The 18,089-nt window shown below is 71.4% G+C and carries 18 protein-coding genes; 1 reads left to right on the top strand and 17 read right to left on the bottom strand.

Translation table 11 applies throughout. From position 1 onward, the window contains the following. Positions 1 to 17: 17 nt before the first annotated feature. From KF840_21975 to KF840_21920, 12 genes are all read right to left on the bottom strand, one after another. On the bottom strand, positions 18 to 953 hold the full coding sequence (locus KF840_21975; protein MBX3027575.1) for a hypothetical protein: 936 nt from the start codon (positions 951 to 953) through the stop codon (positions 18 to 20). Between the two features lie 11 nt (positions 954 to 964). Further along, a complete protein-coding gene (locus KF840_21970; protein ID MBX3027574.1) occupies positions 965 to 1,402 on the bottom strand; it encodes a GatB/YqeY domain-containing protein in 438 nt (145 codons plus the stop codon). Positions 1,403 to 1,407: 5 nt separating this feature from the next. After that, on the bottom strand, positions 1,408 to 3,903 hold the full coding sequence (locus KF840_21965) for a VCBS repeat-containing protein (GenBank protein MBX3027573.1): 2,496 nt from the start codon (positions 3,901 to 3,903) through the stop codon (positions 1,408 to 1,410). Positions 3,904 to 3,951: 48 nt separating this feature from the next. After that, complete coding sequence (gene lepB / locus KF840_21960; GenBank protein MBX3027572.1) at positions 3,952 to 4,545, bottom strand: signal peptidase I; 594 nt, start codon at positions 4,543 to 4,545, stop codon at positions 3,952 to 3,954. After that, positions 4,542 to 6,344, bottom strand: coding sequence for a translation elongation factor 4 (gene lepA, locus KF840_21955; GenBank protein ID MBX3027571.1), 1,803 nt, complete (start codon positions 6,342 to 6,344; stop codon positions 4,542 to 4,544). The genes lepB and lepA overlap by 4 nt, the downstream gene beginning before the upstream one ends. Before the next feature lie 24 nt (positions 6,345 to 6,368). After that, positions 6,369 to 7,301, bottom strand: a complete 933-nt coding sequence (locus KF840_21950) for an NAD-dependent epimerase/dehydratase family protein (GenBank protein MBX3027570.1) — start codon at positions 7,299 to 7,301, stop codon at positions 6,369 to 6,371. Then, positions 7,298 to 8,257 (bottom strand): SDR family oxidoreductase, encoded by a 960-nt coding sequence (locus KF840_21945; GenBank protein MBX3027569.1) that lies wholly within the window; start codon positions 8,255 to 8,257, stop codon positions 7,298 to 7,300. The genes KF840_21950 and KF840_21945 overlap by 4 nt, the downstream gene beginning before the upstream one ends. A 2-nt stretch (positions 8,258 to 8,259) precedes the next feature. Next, entirely contained in the window at positions 8,260 to 9,576 is a 1,317-nt protein-coding gene (locus KF840_21940; protein MBX3027568.1) for a UDP-glucose/GDP-mannose dehydrogenase family protein, read from the bottom strand. Positions 9,577 to 9,697: 121 nt separating this feature from the next. Further along, positions 9,698 to 10,699 carry a glycosyltransferase family 2 protein gene (locus KF840_21935; GenBank protein ID MBX3027567.1) on the bottom strand — a complete coding sequence of 334 codons (1,002 nt, stop codon included), beginning with the start codon at positions 10,697 to 10,699 and terminating at the stop codon, positions 9,698 to 9,700. Positions 10,700 to 10,702: 3 nt separating this feature from the next. Further along, positions 10,703 to 11,611: a sugar kinase gene (locus KF840_21930; GenBank protein ID MBX3027566.1), complete on the bottom strand. Its 909-nt coding sequence runs from the start codon at positions 11,609 to 11,611 to the stop codon at positions 10,703 to 10,705. An 83-nt stretch (positions 11,612 to 11,694) separates the two neighbouring features. Continuing rightward, a complete protein-coding gene (gene mtnP, locus KF840_21925) occupies positions 11,695 to 12,570 on the bottom strand; it encodes an S-methyl-5'-thioadenosine phosphorylase (protein ID MBX3027565.1) in 876 nt (291 codons plus the stop codon). 1 nt (position 12,571) lies between these two features. Continuing rightward, positions 12,572 to 13,507: a hypothetical protein gene (locus tag KF840_21920; protein ID MBX3027564.1), complete on the bottom strand. Its 936-nt coding sequence runs from the start codon at positions 13,505 to 13,507 to the stop codon at positions 12,572 to 12,574. 89 nt (positions 13,508 to 13,596) lie between these two features. Between KF840_21920 and KF840_21915 the strand changes: the two genes are divergently transcribed. Continuing rightward, on the top strand, positions 13,597 to 14,292 hold the full coding sequence (locus tag KF840_21915) for a VIT family protein (protein ID MBX3027563.1): 696 nt from the start codon (positions 13,597 to 13,599) through the stop codon (positions 14,290 to 14,292). Between the two features lie 73 nt (positions 14,293 to 14,365). On the opposite strand, the gene rlmN is transcribed toward KF840_21915, so the two are convergent. From rlmN to KF840_21890, 5 genes are all read right to left on the bottom strand, one after another. Beyond that, complete coding sequence (gene rlmN, locus KF840_21910; GenBank protein MBX3027562.1) at positions 14,366 to 15,481, bottom strand: 23S rRNA (adenine(2503)-C(2))-methyltransferase RlmN; 1,116 nt, start codon at positions 15,479 to 15,481, stop codon at positions 14,366 to 14,368. Next, complete coding sequence (gene ndk / locus KF840_21905; GenBank protein MBX3027561.1) at positions 15,405 to 15,830, bottom strand: nucleoside-diphosphate kinase; 426 nt, start codon at positions 15,828 to 15,830, stop codon at positions 15,405 to 15,407. Before ndk ends, rlmN begins: the two co-directional genes overlap by 77 nt. Beyond that, complete coding sequence (sucD, locus tag KF840_21900; protein ID MBX3027560.1) at positions 15,824 to 16,708, bottom strand: succinate--CoA ligase subunit alpha; 885 nt, start codon at positions 16,706 to 16,708, stop codon at positions 15,824 to 15,826. The genes ndk and sucD overlap by 7 nt, the downstream gene beginning before the upstream one ends. A gap of 74 nt (positions 16,709 to 16,782) precedes the next feature. Continuing rightward, the gene (locus tag KF840_21895) at positions 16,783 to 17,745 is read right to left on the bottom strand and encodes an SDR family oxidoreductase (protein MBX3027559.1); all 963 of its coding nucleotides are present in this window, start codon (positions 17,743 to 17,745) and stop codon (positions 16,783 to 16,785) included. 5 nt (positions 17,746 to 17,750) lie between these two features. Further along, positions 17,751 to 18,056 carry a helix-turn-helix domain-containing protein gene (locus KF840_21890; protein ID MBX3027558.1) on the bottom strand — a complete coding sequence of 102 codons (306 nt, stop codon included), beginning with the start codon at positions 18,054 to 18,056 and terminating at the stop codon, positions 17,751 to 17,753. Positions 18,057 to 18,089 lie beyond the last annotated feature (33 nt).

Here is an 18,089-nt window from a genome sequence, read left to right as displayed (position 1 = left end):
CGGCGGCGCCCCTCGCCTCACCGATCGAAACGGCGCTCGAGGGCGGCGCGCGGCCAGTCGGCCAGGTTCGCCGCCGCCTCGTAGGTGCTCTGCAGGAACTCGAGCAGCGCCTCGTCCGGAGACGACGCCGCCCGCACGGCGTCATACGGCAGGAGGAACTCGCCCAGCGCCGTCGAGTAGGACGCGGCCGCCGGCGCGACCGTCGCCTGCGCGAAACCGGCCGGCGCCGGATAGGCGTACGAGTAGAAGGCCGGGTAGTCGACCGCGCCGCCGCCCGGCCAGAAGCCGGCGCTGCTGACCTCGTGCGAGTAGGCCTCGCGCGCCACCCAGTCGGGGAAGTTGGGCACGCCGCCCGGGTGCGGCGGGGCTTCGCGGCCGGAGAAGCGCGTCACCGCGATGTCGAAGCTGCCCCAGAAGACGTGCACCGGGCTGCACTTGCCGATGAAGCGGGCGCGGAACTCCTTGAGCACCCGATCCACCTGCAGCAGGGCGCGCCAGAGCCGCGTCGCCTGCTCCGGGTCGTAGCGGCGCGGCGCGGTGTCGCGTTCGAAGGGCACGGCGTCGGCGATCTCGCTCGGCATCGTGTGGATGCGCACCGGCATCGCCAGCTCGTCCAGGCAGCGCATCACGGCGGCGTAGAAGCGCGCCACCGGTTGGGCGATGAGCGGCACCGTCCGCTCGCCGCCGTCGTCGGTGCGCAGGGTCAGCCGGTGCTCGAGGAAATCGAAGTCGATCTCCAGCGCCCGGCCGCCGTACGGGATCGGTGAGGTGGTGAGGCCGCGCACCGTGACGTAGAGCGGCACGTGCCAGGAATGGTTGGTCCACGGCGTCCGCACCAGCCGCACCTTGCCGACCACCTGCGACCAGAGATGCAGGGTCGACCAGGTCTCCCGCCCCGCCGCATACGACAGCTCGGGCCAGTCGGCGCCAGTCGATCGGTTCGCGGCGGCCATCGCGGAGCTCGCTACGACGCCAGCTTCTTGACCAGCTCGCTGGCCAGCTTGCCGTCGAACTGGCCGGCGTGTCGCTTGCGCAGCTCGGCCATGATCGGGCCGATCTGGACGCCGCCGAGCTCGCCGGCGATGGCGCGGATCGCGGCCTCCAGCGCCGCGGCGTCCATCTGCGCCGGCAGATAGGCGTCGAGGATGGCCCGTTCCGCCTCCGCCTGGGCGACCGTCTCGTCGCGCCCGGCCTGGCGCGCGAATTCGGCGATCTCGCTGCGCTTGTTCAGCTCCTTGCGGAGGACGGCGACGATCTCCGCCTCCGGCAGCTCCGGCACCTGCTTGTCCACCTTGGCGTTCTTCACCGCGGCGATGACGCCCCGCAGGACGTCGATGCGCAGCCGGTCGCGGGCGCGCATCGCGTCCTGCAGGTCGCGTTGCAGGCGAGCCTCGTCGGCCACTGGCCTCAGGCTCCGCCGAAGATGCGGCGCGCCACGGCGCGTCGGTCCTGGGCGGTGACCAGGCCGTCGCCGTTGGCGTCGGCGCCCGGCCCGGCGCCGGTGAAGGTCCCCAGGCCGATGGCCTCGACCTGCTGGCCGTCGCCGTCCATCACCTCGGCCGCCACGGCGACGAAGTCCGCCGCCGAGCGGATGCCGTCGTCATTGGCGTCGCCGCGTCGCGCCGCGCTGCCCGGAGGACCGGGACGGAAGGGATCGCAGCCCGCGTCGCGGGCGCAGTTGGAGAGCACCGAGACGTTGCGGGCGCTCGGATCGCTGTTGGCGCTCGCCGCGTCGTAGCGCCCGTCGCCGTCGAAGTCGGCGGCGGCGATGGCGACCGGCATGCGACTGACCGAGTCCGCCTGGTTGACCCGGAAGCTGCCGTCGCCGACCCCGGTGAGCACCCGCACCGCGTTCGAGGTCTGGTTGACCAGGCCGATGTCGACGATGCCGTCGCCGGTGAAATCGCGCGCCACGATGGCGCTCACCAGATCGCCGGCGCGCGCCGTGCCGAGCTGGGCGAAGGTGCCGCTGCCGCAGTCGGCCTTGAAGGTGCGCACGCTCGGGTTGTTGAGCGGTACCACCGAGTTGCTGACCGCGAAGTCGGTGACGCCGTCGCGATCGAAATCGGCGGCGACGATGCCGATCGGGCCCTGTCCGACCTGTCCGGAGGGCAGCGTCTGGGCGATCGCGAAGGTGCCGTCGCCGTTGCTGCGCAGCACCGAGACCGTGTTCGTCGCCTGGTTGGCGACCACCAGATCGTTGCGGCCGTCGCAGTTGACGTCCACGGCGGCGATGCCGATCGGCGTCTCCTCGTTGGTCAACTGGGTGCTGCGAGCGGCGGCGAAGGTGCCGTTCGGGTTCTGCAGCAGCGCCGAGACGCGCGCCGGCGGGCCGATGGCGGTCACCGCGAGATCGGGCCGGCCGTCGCCGTTGAAATCGCCGCTGGCGATGCCGCCGGGCGCCTGCGCGACCGGGTAGAGTTGGGTGGCGGCGAACGTGCCGGGGCCGGTGGCCAGGGCGACGGCGACGCGGTTGTTCTGGTTGTCGACGACGGCGATGTCGGGACGAGCGTCGCCGTTGAGATCGATCGCCAGGATGCCGAGGCCGCGGCCGCCGACGTTGACGCTGATCGGGGCGCCGAAGCCGCCGAGCGGCAGCGCCGGCAGAATGACGACGTTGCCCTGATCGCCGGTCACCAGGAGGTCCGGCAGGCCGTCGTCGGTGACGTCGGCGGCGGCCACCGCCGCCGGGCCGTTGCCGACCGGCACGTCCTCGACCGCCTGCAGCACGCCCTCCCCGCGATTGCGCAGCACCGCGACCGTCGCGCCGCCGTCGCCGCCCTGGGTAGCGACCACCGGCTCGAGCTGGCCGTCGTCGTCGAGGTCGGCGAGCGTCAGCGCCTGCGGCTCCGCGTCGGCGACGTAGCTGCGGGCGCCGCCGAAGCCGCCCATGCCGTCGCCGCGCAGCAGGGTGACGTCGCCGCTGCGGCGATTGCTGGCGACGATGTCGAGCGTGCCGTTGTCGTCCAGGTCGCCGATCGCCAGGCGCGAGGGTGAGGTGCCGACGGCGTACTCGGTGGCGGGCCCGAAGGTGCGGTCGCCGTTGCCGCGGCGCACCGCGACCGCATCCTCGTTGGCCTCGGCGATCGCCAGATCGAGCGTGCCGTCGCCGTCGAAGTCGACCAGCGCGAGATCCTGCGGGCTGGCCCCGGTGGCGAGCGTCCCGGCCGGCGCGAAGGATCCGCCGCCCTGGCCGCTGTAGAGCGACAGGGTGTTGCTGCGCGCGTTCAGGGCGATGATGTCGAGCGCCGGGCCGCCGTCGATGTTGCCGAGCGCCACGGCGCGGGTGCCGAGCTCCGCCGGCAGATCGGGGATCATCTCCCCCGGGTGGGCGGGGTCGTTCTGCAGGATCACGGTGAAGGTGCCGTCGCCATTGCCGTGCAGGATCGACACCGATCCGGGGGCGCTGTCGCCGCCCTCGTTGACCACCACCAGATCGCGGTTGCCGTCGCCGTCGAGATCGGCGCTGGCCATGGCGACCGGGCTGAGGCCGACCTGCGTCCTGCCGGCCGGCGGGTCGAAGAAGTCCTGATCGCCGCGGCCCTTGAGGAAGGTGACGGCATTGTCGTTGGCGAGCGCGACCACCAGGTCGTCCACCTGGTCGCCGTCGAAGTCGGCCAGCAGCAGGCCGGATGGGAAGCTGTTGATGCTGATCCTGCCGACGTTGGTCAGCGTGCCGTCGCTGAACCCGATCAGGATGTCGACCTCGTTGCCGCCGGTGCCGGCGTTGCTGGTGGCGATGTCCACCGTACCGTCGTTGTCGAAGTCGCCGCTGACGATGCCCGTCGCGTTCGACGAGGTGATCTCGGTGAACGCCGAGCGGAAGATGCCGCTCGCCGCCTGCGCCGCCCCGGGCGCGATCGCCGCCAGTGCCAACCCAACCACCACCAAACGCATGCGCATCAGAACCTCCAATTTTACAGCATTTCTGTCAGGCGGGTGACGGGACGATCAGCGCACCTCGCTGCCCAACCGTTCCCACCGCACCCACCCATCGTCGCCGTCCATCGACCAGTAGATCGCGCCGGCCTTGCCGCGCACGTCGTTGGCATCGACGAAGCCCCAGACACGGCTGTCGATGCTGCGGTCGCGGCTGTCTCCTAGCATGAAGAGCTTCCCCACTGGTACCGGAACGGGGCCAAAATTATCGGTCCGCACCGGTAATTGCGAACCCGGTGCTGGGTGGGATGTCACGGTTCCGGGAAATATTCGCGGCGCGCCGTCGACCAGCAATTGGCCGTCGCGCACCTCGACCAGCTCGCCGCCGACGGCGGCGACGCGCTTCACGTAGTCCTGGTTGTCGCCGCGCGGGCCGGCGAAGACCACCACGTCCCCGACCTTTGGCTCGCGCCAGCGCACCACCCAGCCCAGCCCCGGCACGCGCACGCCGTAGGGCAGCGGGCTGACGAGGAGGTAGTCGCCGACCTGCAGGGTCGGCAGCATCGAGCCGGAGGGGACTTTCACCCCGGTGAGCACGAGGCCGCGCAGCAGCAGGGCCGCGGCCAGCGCCAGGCCCAGGGTCGACAGGTAGGCGCGCGCGCTCAGGCCGGCACCTTGAGGACCGCCAGGAAGGCCTCCTGCGGAATCTCGACGCTGCCCACCTGCTTCATCCGCTTCTTGCCTTCCTTCTGCTTCTCGAGGAGCTTGCGCTTGCGCGAGATGTCGCCGCCGTAGCACTTGGCGGTGACGTTCTTGCGCAGCGCCCGCACCGTCTCGCGGGCGATGATCTTGGCGCCGATGGCGGCCTGCAGCACGACCTCGAACATCTGGCGCGGGATCATCTCCTTCATCGTCTCGATGACCTCGCGGCCGCGCTGGTAGGCGCGGTCGCGGTGGACGATGAGCGACATGGCGTCCACCGGCTCGCCGTTCACCCGCACGTCGAGCTTCACCAGATCGCCGGGCCGCATGTCGATGAATTCGTAGTCGAGCGAGGCGTAGCCCTTGCTCACCGACTTCAGGCGGTCGTGGAAGTCGAGCACCACCTCGTTGAGCGGCAGCTCGTACTCGACCACCACCCGCGTCGGGCCGAGGTAGCGCAGGCCCTTCTGCCGGCCGCGCTTCTCCTCGCAGAGCTTGAGGACGCCGCCGAGGTAGGTCTCGGGGACGTGGATCGAGCCGAGGATGTACGGCTCCTCGATCATTTCGATCCGCCCCTCCTCGGGCAGCTTGGCGGGGCTGTCGACCATCAGGGTCTCGCCGCGGGTGGTGGTCACCCGATAGGCGACGGTCGGCGCCGTGGCGATCAGCGACAGGCCGAACTCGCGCTCCAGGCGCTCGCGCACGATGTCCATGTGCAGGAGGCCGAGGAAGCCGCAGCGGAATCCGAAGCCGAGCGCCATCGAGTTCTCTGGCTCGTAGCTGAAGGCCGAGTCGTTCAGGCGCAGCTTCTCCATGGCGTCGCGCAGCGGCTCGTACTGCGTCGATTCGGTCGGATAGAGGCCCGAGAACACCATCGGCTTCACCGCCTTGAAGCCGGGCAGCGGCGCGGCCGTCGGCCGGTCGGCGCTGGTGACGGTGTCGCCGATCTTGGCGTCGTGGATGTCCTTGATCGCCGCCATGAAGAAGCCGACCTCGCCGGGGCCGAGCCGATCCGCCTTGGCGGGGCGGGGGGCGAAGACGCCGACCTGGGTCACCTGGAACTTGGCGCCGTTCGACATCAGCAGCACGCGGTCGCCGGCCGCGATGCCGCCGTCGAAGACGCGGACCACGGCGACGACGCCGTGATAGGGATCGAACCAGGAGTCGAAGATGAGCGCCTTGAGCGGCGCGGCGGCATCGCCCTTCGGCGGCGGCACGATGCGCACCACCGCTTCCAGCACCTCGTCGATGCCGAGGTTCTGCTTGGCGCTGGCCAGCACCGCCTCGCTGGCGTCGAGGCCGATGGTCTCCTCGATCTCGTGCTTCACCCGTTCGGGCTCGGCGCTCGGCAGGTCGATCTTGTTGATCACCGGCACGATCTCGAGGTTGTTGTCGAGCGCCTGGTAGACGTTGGCCAGGGTCTGCGCCTCGACGCCCTGCGCCGCGTCGACGACCAGGACGGCGCCCTCGCACGCGGACAGGCTGCGCGACACCTCGTAGCCGAAGTCGACGTGGCCGGGGGTGTCGATCAGGTTCAGCAGGTACGGCTGGCCGTCGCGCGCCGTGTAGCGCATGCGGACGGCGCTGGCTTTGATGGTGATGCCGCGCTCGCGCTCGAGGTCCATGCTGTCCAGCAATTGCGCCTGGCGCTCGCGGTCGGTGATCGTCTTGGTCGCCTCCATCAACCGGTCGGCAAGCGTCGACTTGCCATGATCGATGTGGGCGATGATCGAGAAATTGCGGATATGGCTGAGGTCGGTCATCGGCGGCTCTCGCCGCGCCTGGGATCAGGCGGCGGCGCGGTGCTCCCGGAACCAGGCTACCGTGCGGCGCAGGCCTTCCGCCAGCGGCGTCTCGGCGCGCCAGCCGAGGACCTCGCCGGCGCGCCGCGGATCGAGGACGCTGCGCATCTGCTCCCCCGGCTTGGCGGGCCCGTGCTGCTCGCCGGCGTGGTGGCCCGCGGCGTCGCAGAGCAGCGCATACAGGCGGTTCACATCGGTCTCGATCCCGGTCCCGATGTTGAGCGGGCCGGCGTAGTCGCTCTCCAGCGCCAGCAGATTGGCGCGCACGACGTCGCCGACGAACACGTAATCGCGCGTCTGGGTGCCGCTGCCGTTGATCACCGGCGTCTTCCCCTCCAGCAGCAGGGTGCTGAAGATGGCGATCACGCCGGCCTCGCCGTGCGGGTTCTGGCGCGGCCCGTAGACGTTGGCGTAGCGCAACCACAGCGACGGCAGGCCGTAGACGTGCGCGTACACGTGCAGGTAGCGCTCGCTGGCCAGCTTGGCGACCCCGTAGGGACTGATCGGCTCGGTCGGATCCTCCTCGCGGGTCGGCAGCCGGGCGCTCTCGCCGTACACGACGCCGCCCGACGAGGCGAGGATCACCCGCCGCAGGCCGTGCTGGCGCGCCGCCTCCAGCAGGTTGAGAAAGCCGACCAGGTTCACCGACGCGTCGAAAGCGGGATCGGCGACCGAGCGGCGCACGTCGAGCTGCGCCGCGTGATGGTTGACGATCTCCGGCCGCTCGCGCGCGATGACGCGCGCCACGGCATCACGATCGCGCAGGTCCACCTGGTGGAAGCGCGCCTGCGGGTTCAGGTTCTCGGCGCGGCCGGTCGAGAGATCGTCGAGCACCGCCACCTCGTGGCCGGCGGCCACGTAGGCGTCGACGACGTGGCTGCCGATGAACCCGGCGCCGCCGCTGACCGCGATCCTCACGCCCCGTCCTCGCGCAGCCGCTCGCGGAAGTAGGCGATGGTCGCCCGCAGCCCGTCCTCGAGCGCCACCTGCGGCTCCCAGCCGAGCAGCGCGCGGGCGCGCGCGATGTCCGGCCGGCGGGTGTTGGGGTCGTCCTTGGTCCGCTCGTCGGTCGGCACCAGGAACTCGATCGGCGACGCCGAGCCGCTCAGCTCCCGAATCACCTTGGCGAACTCGAGGATCGTCATCTCGCGCGGGTTGCCGAGGTTGACCGGATCGCTGTCGCCGCGCTGCCAGAGCCGCATCATGCCCTCGACCAGGTCGCTGACGTAGCAGAACGAGCGCGTCCGCGCGCCGTCGTCGTAGACCGTGAGCGGCTGGCCGCGCAGGGCCTGGGCGATGAAGTTGGTCACCACCCGGCCGTCGTCCGGTCGCATGCGCGGGCCGTAGGTGTTGAAGATGCGGAAGATGCGCGTCGGCACGCCGTGGTAGCGATGGTAGGCCATCGTCATCGCCTCGGCGAAGCGCTTCGATTCGTCGTACACGCCGCGCGGGCCGACCGGGTTGACGTTGCCCCAGTAGCTCTCCGGCTGCGGGTGGACCTGCGGGTCCCCGTACACCTCCGAGGTCGAGGCGAGGAGGAACAGCGCGTTCTTGGCGCGCGCCAGGCCGAGCGTCTTGTGCGTCCCCAGGGCGCCGACCTTGAGGGTCGGGATCGGCTTCTTCAGGTAGTCGACCGGGCTGGGGAGCGAGGCGAGATGGAAGATCACGTCGACCGGGCCGTCGACGTAGATGTACTCGGTCACGTCCAGATGGATGAACCGGAAGCGCGGGTTGCCGAGCAGGTGGGCGATGTTGCGGCCGTGACCGGTCGACAGATTGTCGAGCGCGATGACCTCGTGGCCCTCGCCCACCAGACGATCGGCGAGATGCGAGCCGATGAAGCCCGCGCCGCCGGTGACGACGATCCGGCCCATGCTCACTCCGCCCTGACCGCCGGCCGGCCGACGGCGTAGTACGTGAACCCGAGCTGGCGCATGGTGCTCAGCTCGTACAAGTTGCGCCCGTCGAAGATCACCGGCTGGCGCAGCAGCGAGCGCATGCGGGCGAAGTCGGGCTGCTTGAACTCGCCCCACTCGGTGACGATGAGCAGCGCGTCGGCATCGCGCAGGGCCTCGTAGGGCGCCTCGCAGTACGCGATGCGATCGCCGAAGAGCCGTTCGGCGACCCGCCGCGCCACCGGGTCGTGCGCCTGCACGGCGGCGCCGGCCTCGAGCAGCGCCTCGATCAGCGTCACCGCCGGCGCCTCCCGCATGTCGTCGGTGCGCGGCTTGAAGGACAGGCCCCAGACGGCGAAGCGCCGGCCGCCGAGCTGGCCGTCGAAGTGCTGGGCGAGCTTGCGGAAGAGCAGCGTCTTCTGCGCCGCGTTGACGTGGTCGACGGCGCGCAGCAGGCGCGGCTCGAGGCCGTTCGACTCGGCCATGGTGATCAGCGCCTTCACGTCCTTGGGGAAGCACGAGCCGCCGTAGCCGACGCCGGGGAAGAGGAAGGCGGGGCCGATGCGGCGATCGAGGCCGACGCCGCGGCGCACGTCCTCGACGTCGCTGCCCATGGCGTCGCAGAGATTGGCGATCTCGTTGATCAGCGAGATCCGCGCCGCCAGCATCGCGTTGGCGGCGTACTTGGTCATCTCGGCGCTCTCCGGGGTCATGAAGAGGATCGGATTCCCGGTGCGCACGAGCGGCTTGTACAGCTCCTCCATGATCGCCCGGGCGCGCTCGCTGTGGTGCCCGATGACCACCCGATCCGGCTTCTGGAAGTCCTCGATCGCCGCCCCCTCCTTGAGGAACTCGGGGTTCGAGACGACGTCGACCGGATGGCTGGTGCGGCGGCGGATGATCTCGCCGACGCGGGCCGCGGTGCCGACCGGCACCGTGCTCTTGTCGACCACGACCTTGTAGTCGTTCATCGCGTCGCCGATCTGCTCGGCGACCTTCCACACCGCCGAGAGATCGGCCTCGCCGTTGGCGCCCTCCGGCGTGCCGACGGCGATGAAGCAGATCAGCGAGCGGCGCACCGCGTCGGCGAGGTCGGTCTGGAAGGTGAGCCGCTGCTGGGCGACGTTGCGCTTGATCAGCTCTTCCAGCCCGGGCTCGTAGATCGGCACCTCGCCACGCTGGAGCGCCGCGATCTTCGCCGCGTCCACGTCCACGCAGATGACGTCGTTGCCGCTCTCCGCGAAACAGGTTCCGGCCACCAGTCCCACGTAGCCGGTTCCGACCACGCACAGTTTCACTTGCGTCCCTCCACTCGAACCGCCCGCACGGCCACGCCGCGTCAGATGCGCCGCCGCGCATCTTTCTTGCCGCCGCTGGCCTATCGGCGCCCTATCGGGTTGTCAATTCACGCCTGGCACATCAGGGCGCACGGCGGAATGGCGGGGCGTCGACGCGGTCGGCGCCGTAGCCCTCGTCGGATTCGGGCGGCAGGACCCGCGCGATGCGATACACCGGCTTGTTCTGCGACTCGTGATACGTGCGCACCAGCAGCTCGGCGAGCAGGCCCATGGTCACGAACTGCAGCCCCATCACGGTGAGCAGGATGCCGAGCAGGACGATCGGCCGGCCGCCGATCGGCACCCCCAGGATCAGGCGCTCGAAGCCGAGCCAGCCGGTGATCAGCAGGCCGGCGACGGTGGACAGCAGGCCGGCGACGCCGAAGACGTGGATCGGCCGCGTCGCGTACAGCGACAGGAACTTCACCGTCACCAGGTCGAGGATGACGCGGACGGTGCGCGAGAGGCCGTACTTGGAGCGCCCGGCGACGCGCGGCCGGTGGTTCACCGGCAACTCGACCACGCGTCCGCCGAGGTCGTCGATGAGCGCCGGGATGAAGCGGTGCATCTCGCCGTACAGGCGCAGGCTGCGCGCCAGGTCGCCGCGCAGCACCTTGAGCGAGCACCCGTAGTCGTGCAGGCGGACGCCGGTGATGACGCCGATCAGCCAGTTGGCGATCCGCGACGGCAGCCGGCGGCTGAGCCAGGCGTCCTGGCGGTCGATGCGCCAGCCGGCGACCATGTCGTAGCCCTCGGCGCGTTTGGCGCGCAGGCGCGGGATGTCGGCGGGGTCGTTCTGGCGGTCGCCGTCCATGAAGACGACGTCGTCGCCGCGCGTCCGCTCCAGCCCGGCCATCATCGCCGCCGTCTGGCCGAAGTTGCGGCTCAGGCTGATGACGGCGACGTGCGGGTCGCGCCGCTGGATCGCCGCCAGGCGTTCGAACGTTCCGTCGCTGCTGCCGTCGTCGACGAAGAGCACCTCGTAGTCGAGGCCGCTCGGCGCCAGGGCCGCGTCGATCTCGCGGTGCAGGGCCTCGACGTTCTCGACCTCGTTGTACACCGGCACGACGAGCGACAGATCCATCGCTCAGCCGCCGCCGATGTCGGTGAGGCTGACGAACTGGCGGTAGCGGCGCTCGACGTCCTCGGGCGTGAGCTGCAGCAGGCGGCGCGGACCGAAGTCCTCGACCACGAACGAGCCCATCACGCTGCCGTAGACGATGGCGCGGCGCAGCGCCGCCGGCGAGTGGTCGCCGCAGCGCGCCAGCTCGCCCATGAAACCGCCCGCGAAGCAGTCGCCGGCGCCGGTCGGATCGGTCACCTCCTCGAGCGGGAACGCCGGCACCGCGAACACCGAGCCGCCGGCGAATTGGATGACCCCGTACTCGCCGCGCTTGATGAGCACCGCGCGCGGCCCCATCTCCAGGATCTTGGCGGCGGCGCGGACGACGTTGCGCTCGCCCGACAGCAGCCGCGCCTCCTCGTCGTTGATCACCAGGATGCCGACCCGCCCGAGCAGCGCGGTGAGCGCCGGCCGCGATTCGACGATCCAGTGATTCATGGTGTCGCAGCCGACCACCCCCGGGGCGTGCAGTTGGTCGAGCACCGACGCCTGCAGCAGCGGGTCGATGTTGGCGAGGAAGACGTACTGCGAGTCGCGGTACGCCTCCGGCAGCGTCGGGCGGAAGTCGGCGAACACGCCGAGATCGAGGTGCAGCGTGTCGCGGACGTTCACGTCCTCGTGGTAGCGGCCGCTCCAGCGGAAGGTCGGCCCCGCCGCCTCCGCGACGCCCGCCAGGTCGATGTCCCGCCGCCGCAGCTCGTCCAGGGTGCCGCGGGGAAAGTCGGCGCCGACCACCCCGACCATCCGCACCGGCGTGAAGAAGCTGGCGGCGAGCGAAAAATAGAGCGCCGCGCCCCCCAACACGTCCTCCGCCCTGCCCTTCGGCGTTTCGACGGTGTCGAGCGCGACCGATCCGACGACTACGAGACTCATGACTCACTCCCCCGGAAACACGAAGAACACAAACGGCCACGAAGCACACAAAGCAATTCCCGCGGCCTTTGTGTTCGTCGTGGTCATTGGTGTTCTTCGTGTTCCAGATACTTCCCGATCAACGGCGCCAGCCGCTCCCGCGTCGCCGCCGGGATCCTCGCCCGATCGGTGATGATCGCGTTCCGCAGCGCCGAGCCGCAGGCGCAGGTGCGCGCCGGCAGCCGCTCGGCGACGCCGGCGACGGCGCGTTGCGCCAGCGCCGCGTTGGCGGCGAGGATGCGCAGCACCTCCTCGATCACCACGTGCTCGGCGTCCGACTTCCAGCAATCGTAGTCGGTCACCAGCGCCAGGCTGGCGAAGCAGAGCTCGGCCTCGCGCGCCAGCTTCGCCTCCTGCCAGTTGGTCATGCCGATGACGTCGGCGCCCCACTGCCGGTAGAGGTGCGACTCGGCGCGGGTCGAGAACTGCGGCCCCTCCATGCACAGGTAGGTGCCGCCGCGGTGCACGGTGCCGCCGGCGGCGCGGGTCGACGCCTCGACCGCGTCGGCGAAGACGCGGCACACCGGATCGGCGAGGCTGACGTGGACGACGATGCCGTCGCCGAAGAACGTGCTCGGGCGCGCCACCGTGCGGTCGATGAACTGGTCCGGGAGCACCACGTGCCCCGGCGACAGGTGCTCGCGCAGCGAGCCGACGGCGCCGATGCTGAGCAGGCGCTCGACCCCGAGCTGCTTGAGCGCGAAGACGTTGGCGCGAAACGGCACCTCGCTCGGCAGCAGGCGGTGGCCGACGCCGTGGCGGGGCAGGAACACGACCTCGACGTCGCCGAGACGGCCGCGCATCAGCGCGTCCGACGGCGCGCCGAACGGGGTGTCGACGTGCACCGGCTGCACGTCGCGGATGCCGGGCAGCGCGTACAGGCCGCTGCCGCCGATGATGCCGAGTCTGCGCTCCCCCACCCTACCTCCGGATGACGCGCACCACCGGGCCCAGGCGCACGTCCAGTCGCGTCGTCGGCTCCATGATGTCGCCGTCGATCATGTAGAAGGTCGGGTCGCGGAACTCAACGCGCAGATGGGCGGCGAGCACGTCGTGCACGGCAGGGGAGCGGGTCGGCCGGGCGAGGCGGATGGCGGGCAGCGCGGCGATGAAGGGGAGCGCCTCGATCGCGGCCGCGAAGACGTGGAAGCGGCCGGCCTGCTCGCGCGCCCGATAGGTGGGGCGGAAGCCGAGGCCGATGTCCTCGATGGTGCTGGCGTAGATCACGGTGTAGGCGTCGAAGGGGCCGCGACGGCCGTCGACCAGCAGCGCCGCCGGCAGCGGCCGGAAGACGCGCCGGATGGTGCGGCCGCCGACCAGCGCCGAGCCGCTGAACTGGAGCAGCGTGCGCACGGCGCCGAGGGCGCCGCGCCGCGGCTGGTCGTAGTAGGCGCGCAGGAACTCGACCGGCACGCCGGCGCCGATCATGAAGCCGTAGTGGCGGCCGTTGATGCACACGAGCTGGTGCTCGGTGAGCGGCAGGCGCGCCCCGCGGCGCTGCTCGTCGACGACCTCCGCCAGCATGCGCTCCGGCTGCCAGGCCGAGCAGCCCATGGCGCGGGCGACGGTGTTCATCGTCCCGGCGCGCAGCGGCAGGATCGGCGGCAGCGCCGTCGGTCCGTACTCGCGCACCAGCGCGGTGATGGTGCGCGCCAGCGTGCCGTCGCCGCCGCAGACCCCGATCAGCGCGACCTCGCGCTCGCGGCACTCGGCGGCGGCGTCGGCCAGCGCCTCCAGCGAGCCGGTCTCCCGCACCCAACCGCGCGGTCCCAGGACGCGCCCGAGGTGGGCGGCGCGGTTGCGCCGCTGACGGTTCCGCCCCGCCTGCGGATTCAGCACCACGCCGATCGACGACATCCGGGCCGGTATAGCAGGTCGGCCCCCGGGAGGCAGGATCTCCGTCCGCCCTATCGCGCCGCGGTGTCCGGACCGCTACACACTCCGCCATGCGCGCCCACCACGTCGAAGCCCATCGCGCCCATCGCATCGGCTGGCTGCGGGCGGCGGTGCTGGGCGCCAACGACGGCGTCGTCTCGGTCGCCAGCCTGGTGGTCGGCGTCGCGGCCGGCGGCGCGACGCAGGGCGCCGTGCTGCTGGCCGGCGTCGCCGGGCTGGTCGCCGGGGCGATGTCGATGGCGGCCGGCGAGTACGTCTCGGTGCAATCCCAGGCCGACACCGAGAGCGCCGACCTCGCCCGCGAGCGCCGCGAGCTCGCCGAGGAGCCGGAACGCGAGCTGGCGGAGCTGACCGGCATCTACGCCCAGCGCGGCCTCGACGAACCGCTGGCGCGACAGGTGGCGCGCGCGCTCATGGCGCACGACGCCCTCGCCGCCCACTCGCGCGACGAGCTCGGCATCACCGAGACCCTGCGGGCCCGCTCGCTGCAGGCGGCCACGGCATCGGCCGCCGCCTTCGCCGCCGGCGCCGCGGTGCCGATCGCGGCGGCGCTGGTGGCGCCGGCCGCTCTGCTCTCGCCGCTGATCGTCGCCAGCACCCTGGTGACGCTCGCCATCCTCGGCGCCACCGCTGCCTACGCTGGCGGCGCCTCGGTCTGGCGCGGCACGCTGCGCGTCACCTTCTGGGGCGCGCTGGCGATGGCCCTGACGGCCGGCGTCGGGCGGCTGTTCGGCGCCGCGGTCTGAGGCGCCAGGCGCCGCGGCATCGCGCCCGGGATGCGATCGGACCCCGGCGAGCCCCGGGGGCGCGCGGGCGGCGTCAGCCGGCGAGCAACCCCTGCCGGGTCGCGGCGAGCTGGCCGCAGGCGGCCTGGATGTCGCGGCCGCGCGTGGCGCGGACGGAGGCGGGGATGTTGGACGCGAGGAGGCGGTGCTTGAAGCGGTCGACGACCGCGGCGGGCGGGGGCGCGTAGGGCGCGCCGGGGAAGGGATTGAAGGGGATGAGATTCACCTTCGAGCGGATGCCGTGCAGCAAGCCGACCAGGCGGGCGGCGTCGGCGAGCGCGTCGTTGACGCCGGCGAGCATCACGTACTCGAAGGTGATGCGACGGCGCTGCGCGATCGGCAGCGCGCGGCAGGTGTCGAAGAGCTGGCGCAGCGGGTAGCGCCGGTTGACCGGCATGAGCTGGTCGCGCAGCGCGTCGGTGGTGGCGGTGAGCGACACCGCGATGCTCACCGGCGTCTCGCGCACCACCTGTTGCAGTTGCGGCAGCAGTCCGACCGTGGACACCGTGATGCGGCGCCCGGACAGCCCGAAGCCCCATGGCGCGGTGAGGATCTCGATCGCGGCGACCACGTTGTCGTAGTTCGCCAGCGGCTCGCCCATGCCCATGAAGACGACGTTCGACAGCCGCTCGCCGGGATCGAGGGCGGCGCGCACGGCGACCAGTTGGCCGGCGATCTCGGCCGCCGTCAGGTGGCGCTGCAGGCCGAGCCGGGCGGTGGCGCAGAAGGCGCACCCCATGGCGCAGCCGGCCTGCGACGAGATGCAGGCGGTGAGGCGCGGCGGGTCGGGAATGATCACCGACTCGACGGCGCGCCCCGCCTCCAGCGCGAAGAGCAGCTTGCGGGTGTGATCGGCGGCGCGCGCCACCTCCACCGGCATCAACGCCGGCAGCGCGAACGCCTCCGCCAGGGCGGCGCGCAGGGGCGCCGCGAGGTCGGTCATGGCGTCGAACGACTCGACGCCGCGCTGGTAGGCCCAGCGCAGGATCTGCTCGGCGCGATAGGCGGGCTGGCGCGCCGAGCGCAGCCAGGCGCGCAGCGCCGCCGGGGTCAGCGGCGCGAGCCCGGTCGACTCAGTCGGCGCGCAGCTCGAGCTCGCCGAAGAAGAAGCCGATCTCCCAGCGCGCGGTGTCGGGGCCGTCCGAGCCATGCGAGGCGTTGCGCTCCACGTTGGTGCCGAAGTCCTTGCGCACCGTCCCGGCCGCCGCCTTGGCGGGATCGGTGGCGCCCATCAGCTCGCGCCACTTGGCGATCGCGCCCTCGCCCTCGAGCGCGGCGACGAACACCGACCCCGACGACATGAACTCGCAGAGGTCGCCGTAGAAGGGGCGCTCCCGGTGGACGATGTAGAAGCGGCCGGCGTCCTCCCGGCTCAGGCGGATCAGCTTGCCGGCGACGATGCGCAGCCCGGCGCCCTCGGCGCGGGACAGGATGGCGCCGATGCAGTGCTTGGCGACGGCGTCGGGCTTGACGATGGCGAGGGTGCGTTCCTTCATGATCCCTTCCGTTCCGCGAGCAGCGCGACCATCGTCGCGCCCATCTCCGCCGGGTTGCGCGCCACGCGCACGCCGGCGGCCTCGAAGCTGGCGATCTTGTCGGCGGCGGTGCCGCGGCCGCCGGCGATGATGGCGCCGGCGTGGCCCATGCGACGCCCCGGCGGCGCCGTCTGGCCGGCGACGAACGCGACCACCGGTTTGTCCATGTGGTCGCGGATGAACTCGGCCGCCGACTCCTCGGCGGCGCCGCCGATCTCGCCGATGACGATGACCGCGTCGGTGTCCGGATCGTCCTGGAACAGGCGCAACGCGTCGACGAAATTGGTGCCGTTGATCGGGTCGCCGCCGATGCCGATGCACGTCGACTGGCCATGCCCGGCCTGGGTCAACTGGTGCACCGCCTCGTAGGTCAGGGTGCCGCTGCGCGACACGACGCCGACCCGTCCGGGGGTGTGGATGTACCCCGGCATGATGCCGATCTTGCACTCGCCGGGGGTGATGATGCCGGGGCAGTTGGGCCCGATCAACCGCGTCGGCCGGCCCTCGAGGAAGCGCTTCACCCGCATCATGTCGAGCACCGGGATGCCCTCGGTGATGCAGATGACGAGCGGAATGCCGGCGTCGGCCGCTTCCATGATGGCGTCGGCGGCGAACGGCGGCGGGACGTAGATCACCGACGCGTTGGCGCCGGTCGCGGACACCGCCTGCGCCACCGTGTCGAAGATCGGGATGCCCTCGAACGCGGTGCCGCCCTTGCCGGGGGTCACGCCGGCCACCATCTGCGTGCCGTACTCCTTGCACGCCTTGGTGTGGAACTGGCCGGTCGCGCCGGTGATGCCCTGCGTCAGGACGCGGGTGTGCTTGTTGACCAGTACGCTCACGGGATCCTCGCCGCTGGTGAAGCGGCGACCCTAACGGCACCCATGGCGGGAGTCAATTCAGGCGGCCGCCGTCGTCAGCGCTCGGCTGACGGGGACCCTTTCCACTGCCCCTTGAACCACTCGAACGTCCGCCGCATGCCCTCCTCGAAGCCGACGGTCGGCTGGAAGCCGAGGGCGGCCGTGATGCGCTCGATGCTGGCCTGGGTGTGGCGAACGTCGCCGCGCCGCGGCGCGACGTGGTTGCGCGGCAGCTCGCGGCCGAGGAAGCGACCGATGATCGCGGCGATGTCGAGCAGCGAGTGGCGCGAGCCGCAGGCGACGTTGAACACCGACCCACCGACGCCCGGCGTGGCCATCGCCAGGCGGTTCGCCAGCACGACGTTGTCGATGTAGGTGAAGTCGCGCGACTGCAGCCCGTCGCCGTGGATCTCGAGCGGCTCGCCCTGGAAGGCGGCGCGCAGGAACAGCGGCACCACCGCCGCGTACTTCGACTCCGGGCTCTGCTTGGGCCCGAAGACGTTGAAGTAGCGCAGGCTCACCGTCTCCAGCCCGTAGAGGCGGCTGTAGACGCGGCAGTAGTGCTCGGCCGCGAGCTTCGAGACGGCGTAGGGCGAGATCGGCGCCGGCGCCAGGTCCTCGGTCTTCGGCAGCACCTCGGTGTCGCCGTAGGCGGACGACGAGGACGCGTACGCCACCCGCGTCACTCCCGCTTCGCGCGCCGCCTGCAGGACGTTGAGCGTGCCCTGCACGTTCACCGCGTTGCTGCTCATCGGGTCGTCGACCGAGCGCTCCACCGAGCGCAGCGCCCCCTGGTGCGAGACGTAGTTGACGCCGCGCATGGCGCGGCGCACGGCGTCGAAGTCGCGCAGGTCGCCCTCCACGATCTCGATGCGCTCGCGCACCGCCAGCAGGTTCTCGATGCGCCCGCTGGAGAAGTCGTCGAAAATGCGAACGCGCTCGCCGTCGCGCACCAGCGCGTCCGCCAGATTGGAGCCGATGAAACCGGCGCCGCCCGTGATCAGATACAGATCCGCCATGATCCTCACATCTCCGATGCCGTCGTGACCCGTTGCCGCGCGCGCTCGCGCCCGTCCCCCGCCGCGTCGCCGTCGGCGCGGGCGACGCGCTCCTCGAGCGCGCGCACCCGCGCTTCGAGATCGCGCCCGTCGTGCTCGCCACGGCTGAGCGCCCGTCGCCCGCCCTCCAGAAACTGGTTGCGCAGCTTGTACGCCGTGGTGTGGCTGACCCGGTAGTGCTCGCGGATCTCGTCGAGCGAGCGCTCGCGCTTGATGAGCTCGAGCGCGATCGCGACCTTCTCCTCGACCGTCAGCTTCTCTCGCAGTCTCATTGCTCCCTCCGTACGAACGCCGCGGCGGGTTCC

This window comes from bacterium, from assembly GCA_019637795.1.
Classification (GTDB): Bacteria; Desulfobacterota; Binatia; order HRBIN30; family CADEER01; genus JAHBUY01.
The sequence above is the reverse complement of the archived record's forward strand: the minus strand, read 5'-3'. Positions and strand labels throughout refer to the sequence as shown.

Coding starts and splice junctions, on each gene's coding strand:
- KF840_21915 (MBX3027563.1), top strand. CDS start 13,597: ATGCGCGCCCACCACGTCGAAGCCCATCGCGCCCATCGCATCGGCTGG.
- KF840_21920 (MBX3027564.1), bottom strand. CDS start 13,507: ATGTCGTCGATCGGCGTGGTGCTGAATCCGCAGGCGGGGCGGAACCGT.
- KF840_21945 (MBX3027569.1), bottom strand. CDS start 8,257: ATGGGCCGGATCGTCGTCACCGGCGGCGCGGGCTTCATCGGCTCGCAT.
- KF840_21935 (MBX3027567.1), bottom strand. CDS start 10,699: ATGGATCTGTCGCTCGTCGTGCCGGTGTACAACGAGGTCGAGAACGTC.
- KF840_21895 (MBX3027559.1), bottom strand. CDS start 17,745: ATGGCGGATCTGTATCTGATCACGGGCGGCGCCGGTTTCATCGGCTCC.
- rlmN (MBX3027562.1), bottom strand. CDS start 15,481: ATGGCTCGGACGGCCCCGACACCGCGCGCTGGGAGATCGGCTTCTTCT.
- lepA (MBX3027571.1), bottom strand. CDS start 6,344: ATGACCGACCTCAGCCATATCCGCAATTTCTCGATCATCGCCCACATC.
- KF840_21965 (MBX3027573.1), bottom strand. CDS start 3,903: ATGCGCATGCGTTTGGTGGTGGTTGGGTTGGCACTGGCGGCGATCGCG.
- KF840_21930 (MBX3027566.1), bottom strand. CDS start 11,611: ATGAGTCTCGTAGTCGTCGGATCGGTCGCGCTCGACACCGTCGAAACG.
- KF840_21975 (MBX3027575.1), bottom strand. CDS start 953: ATGGCCGCCGCGAACCGATCGACTGGCGCCGACTGGCCCGAGCTGTCG.
- KF840_21890 (MBX3027558.1), bottom strand. CDS start 18,056: ATGAGACTGCGAGAGAAGCTGACGGTCGAGGAGAAGGTCGCGATCGCG.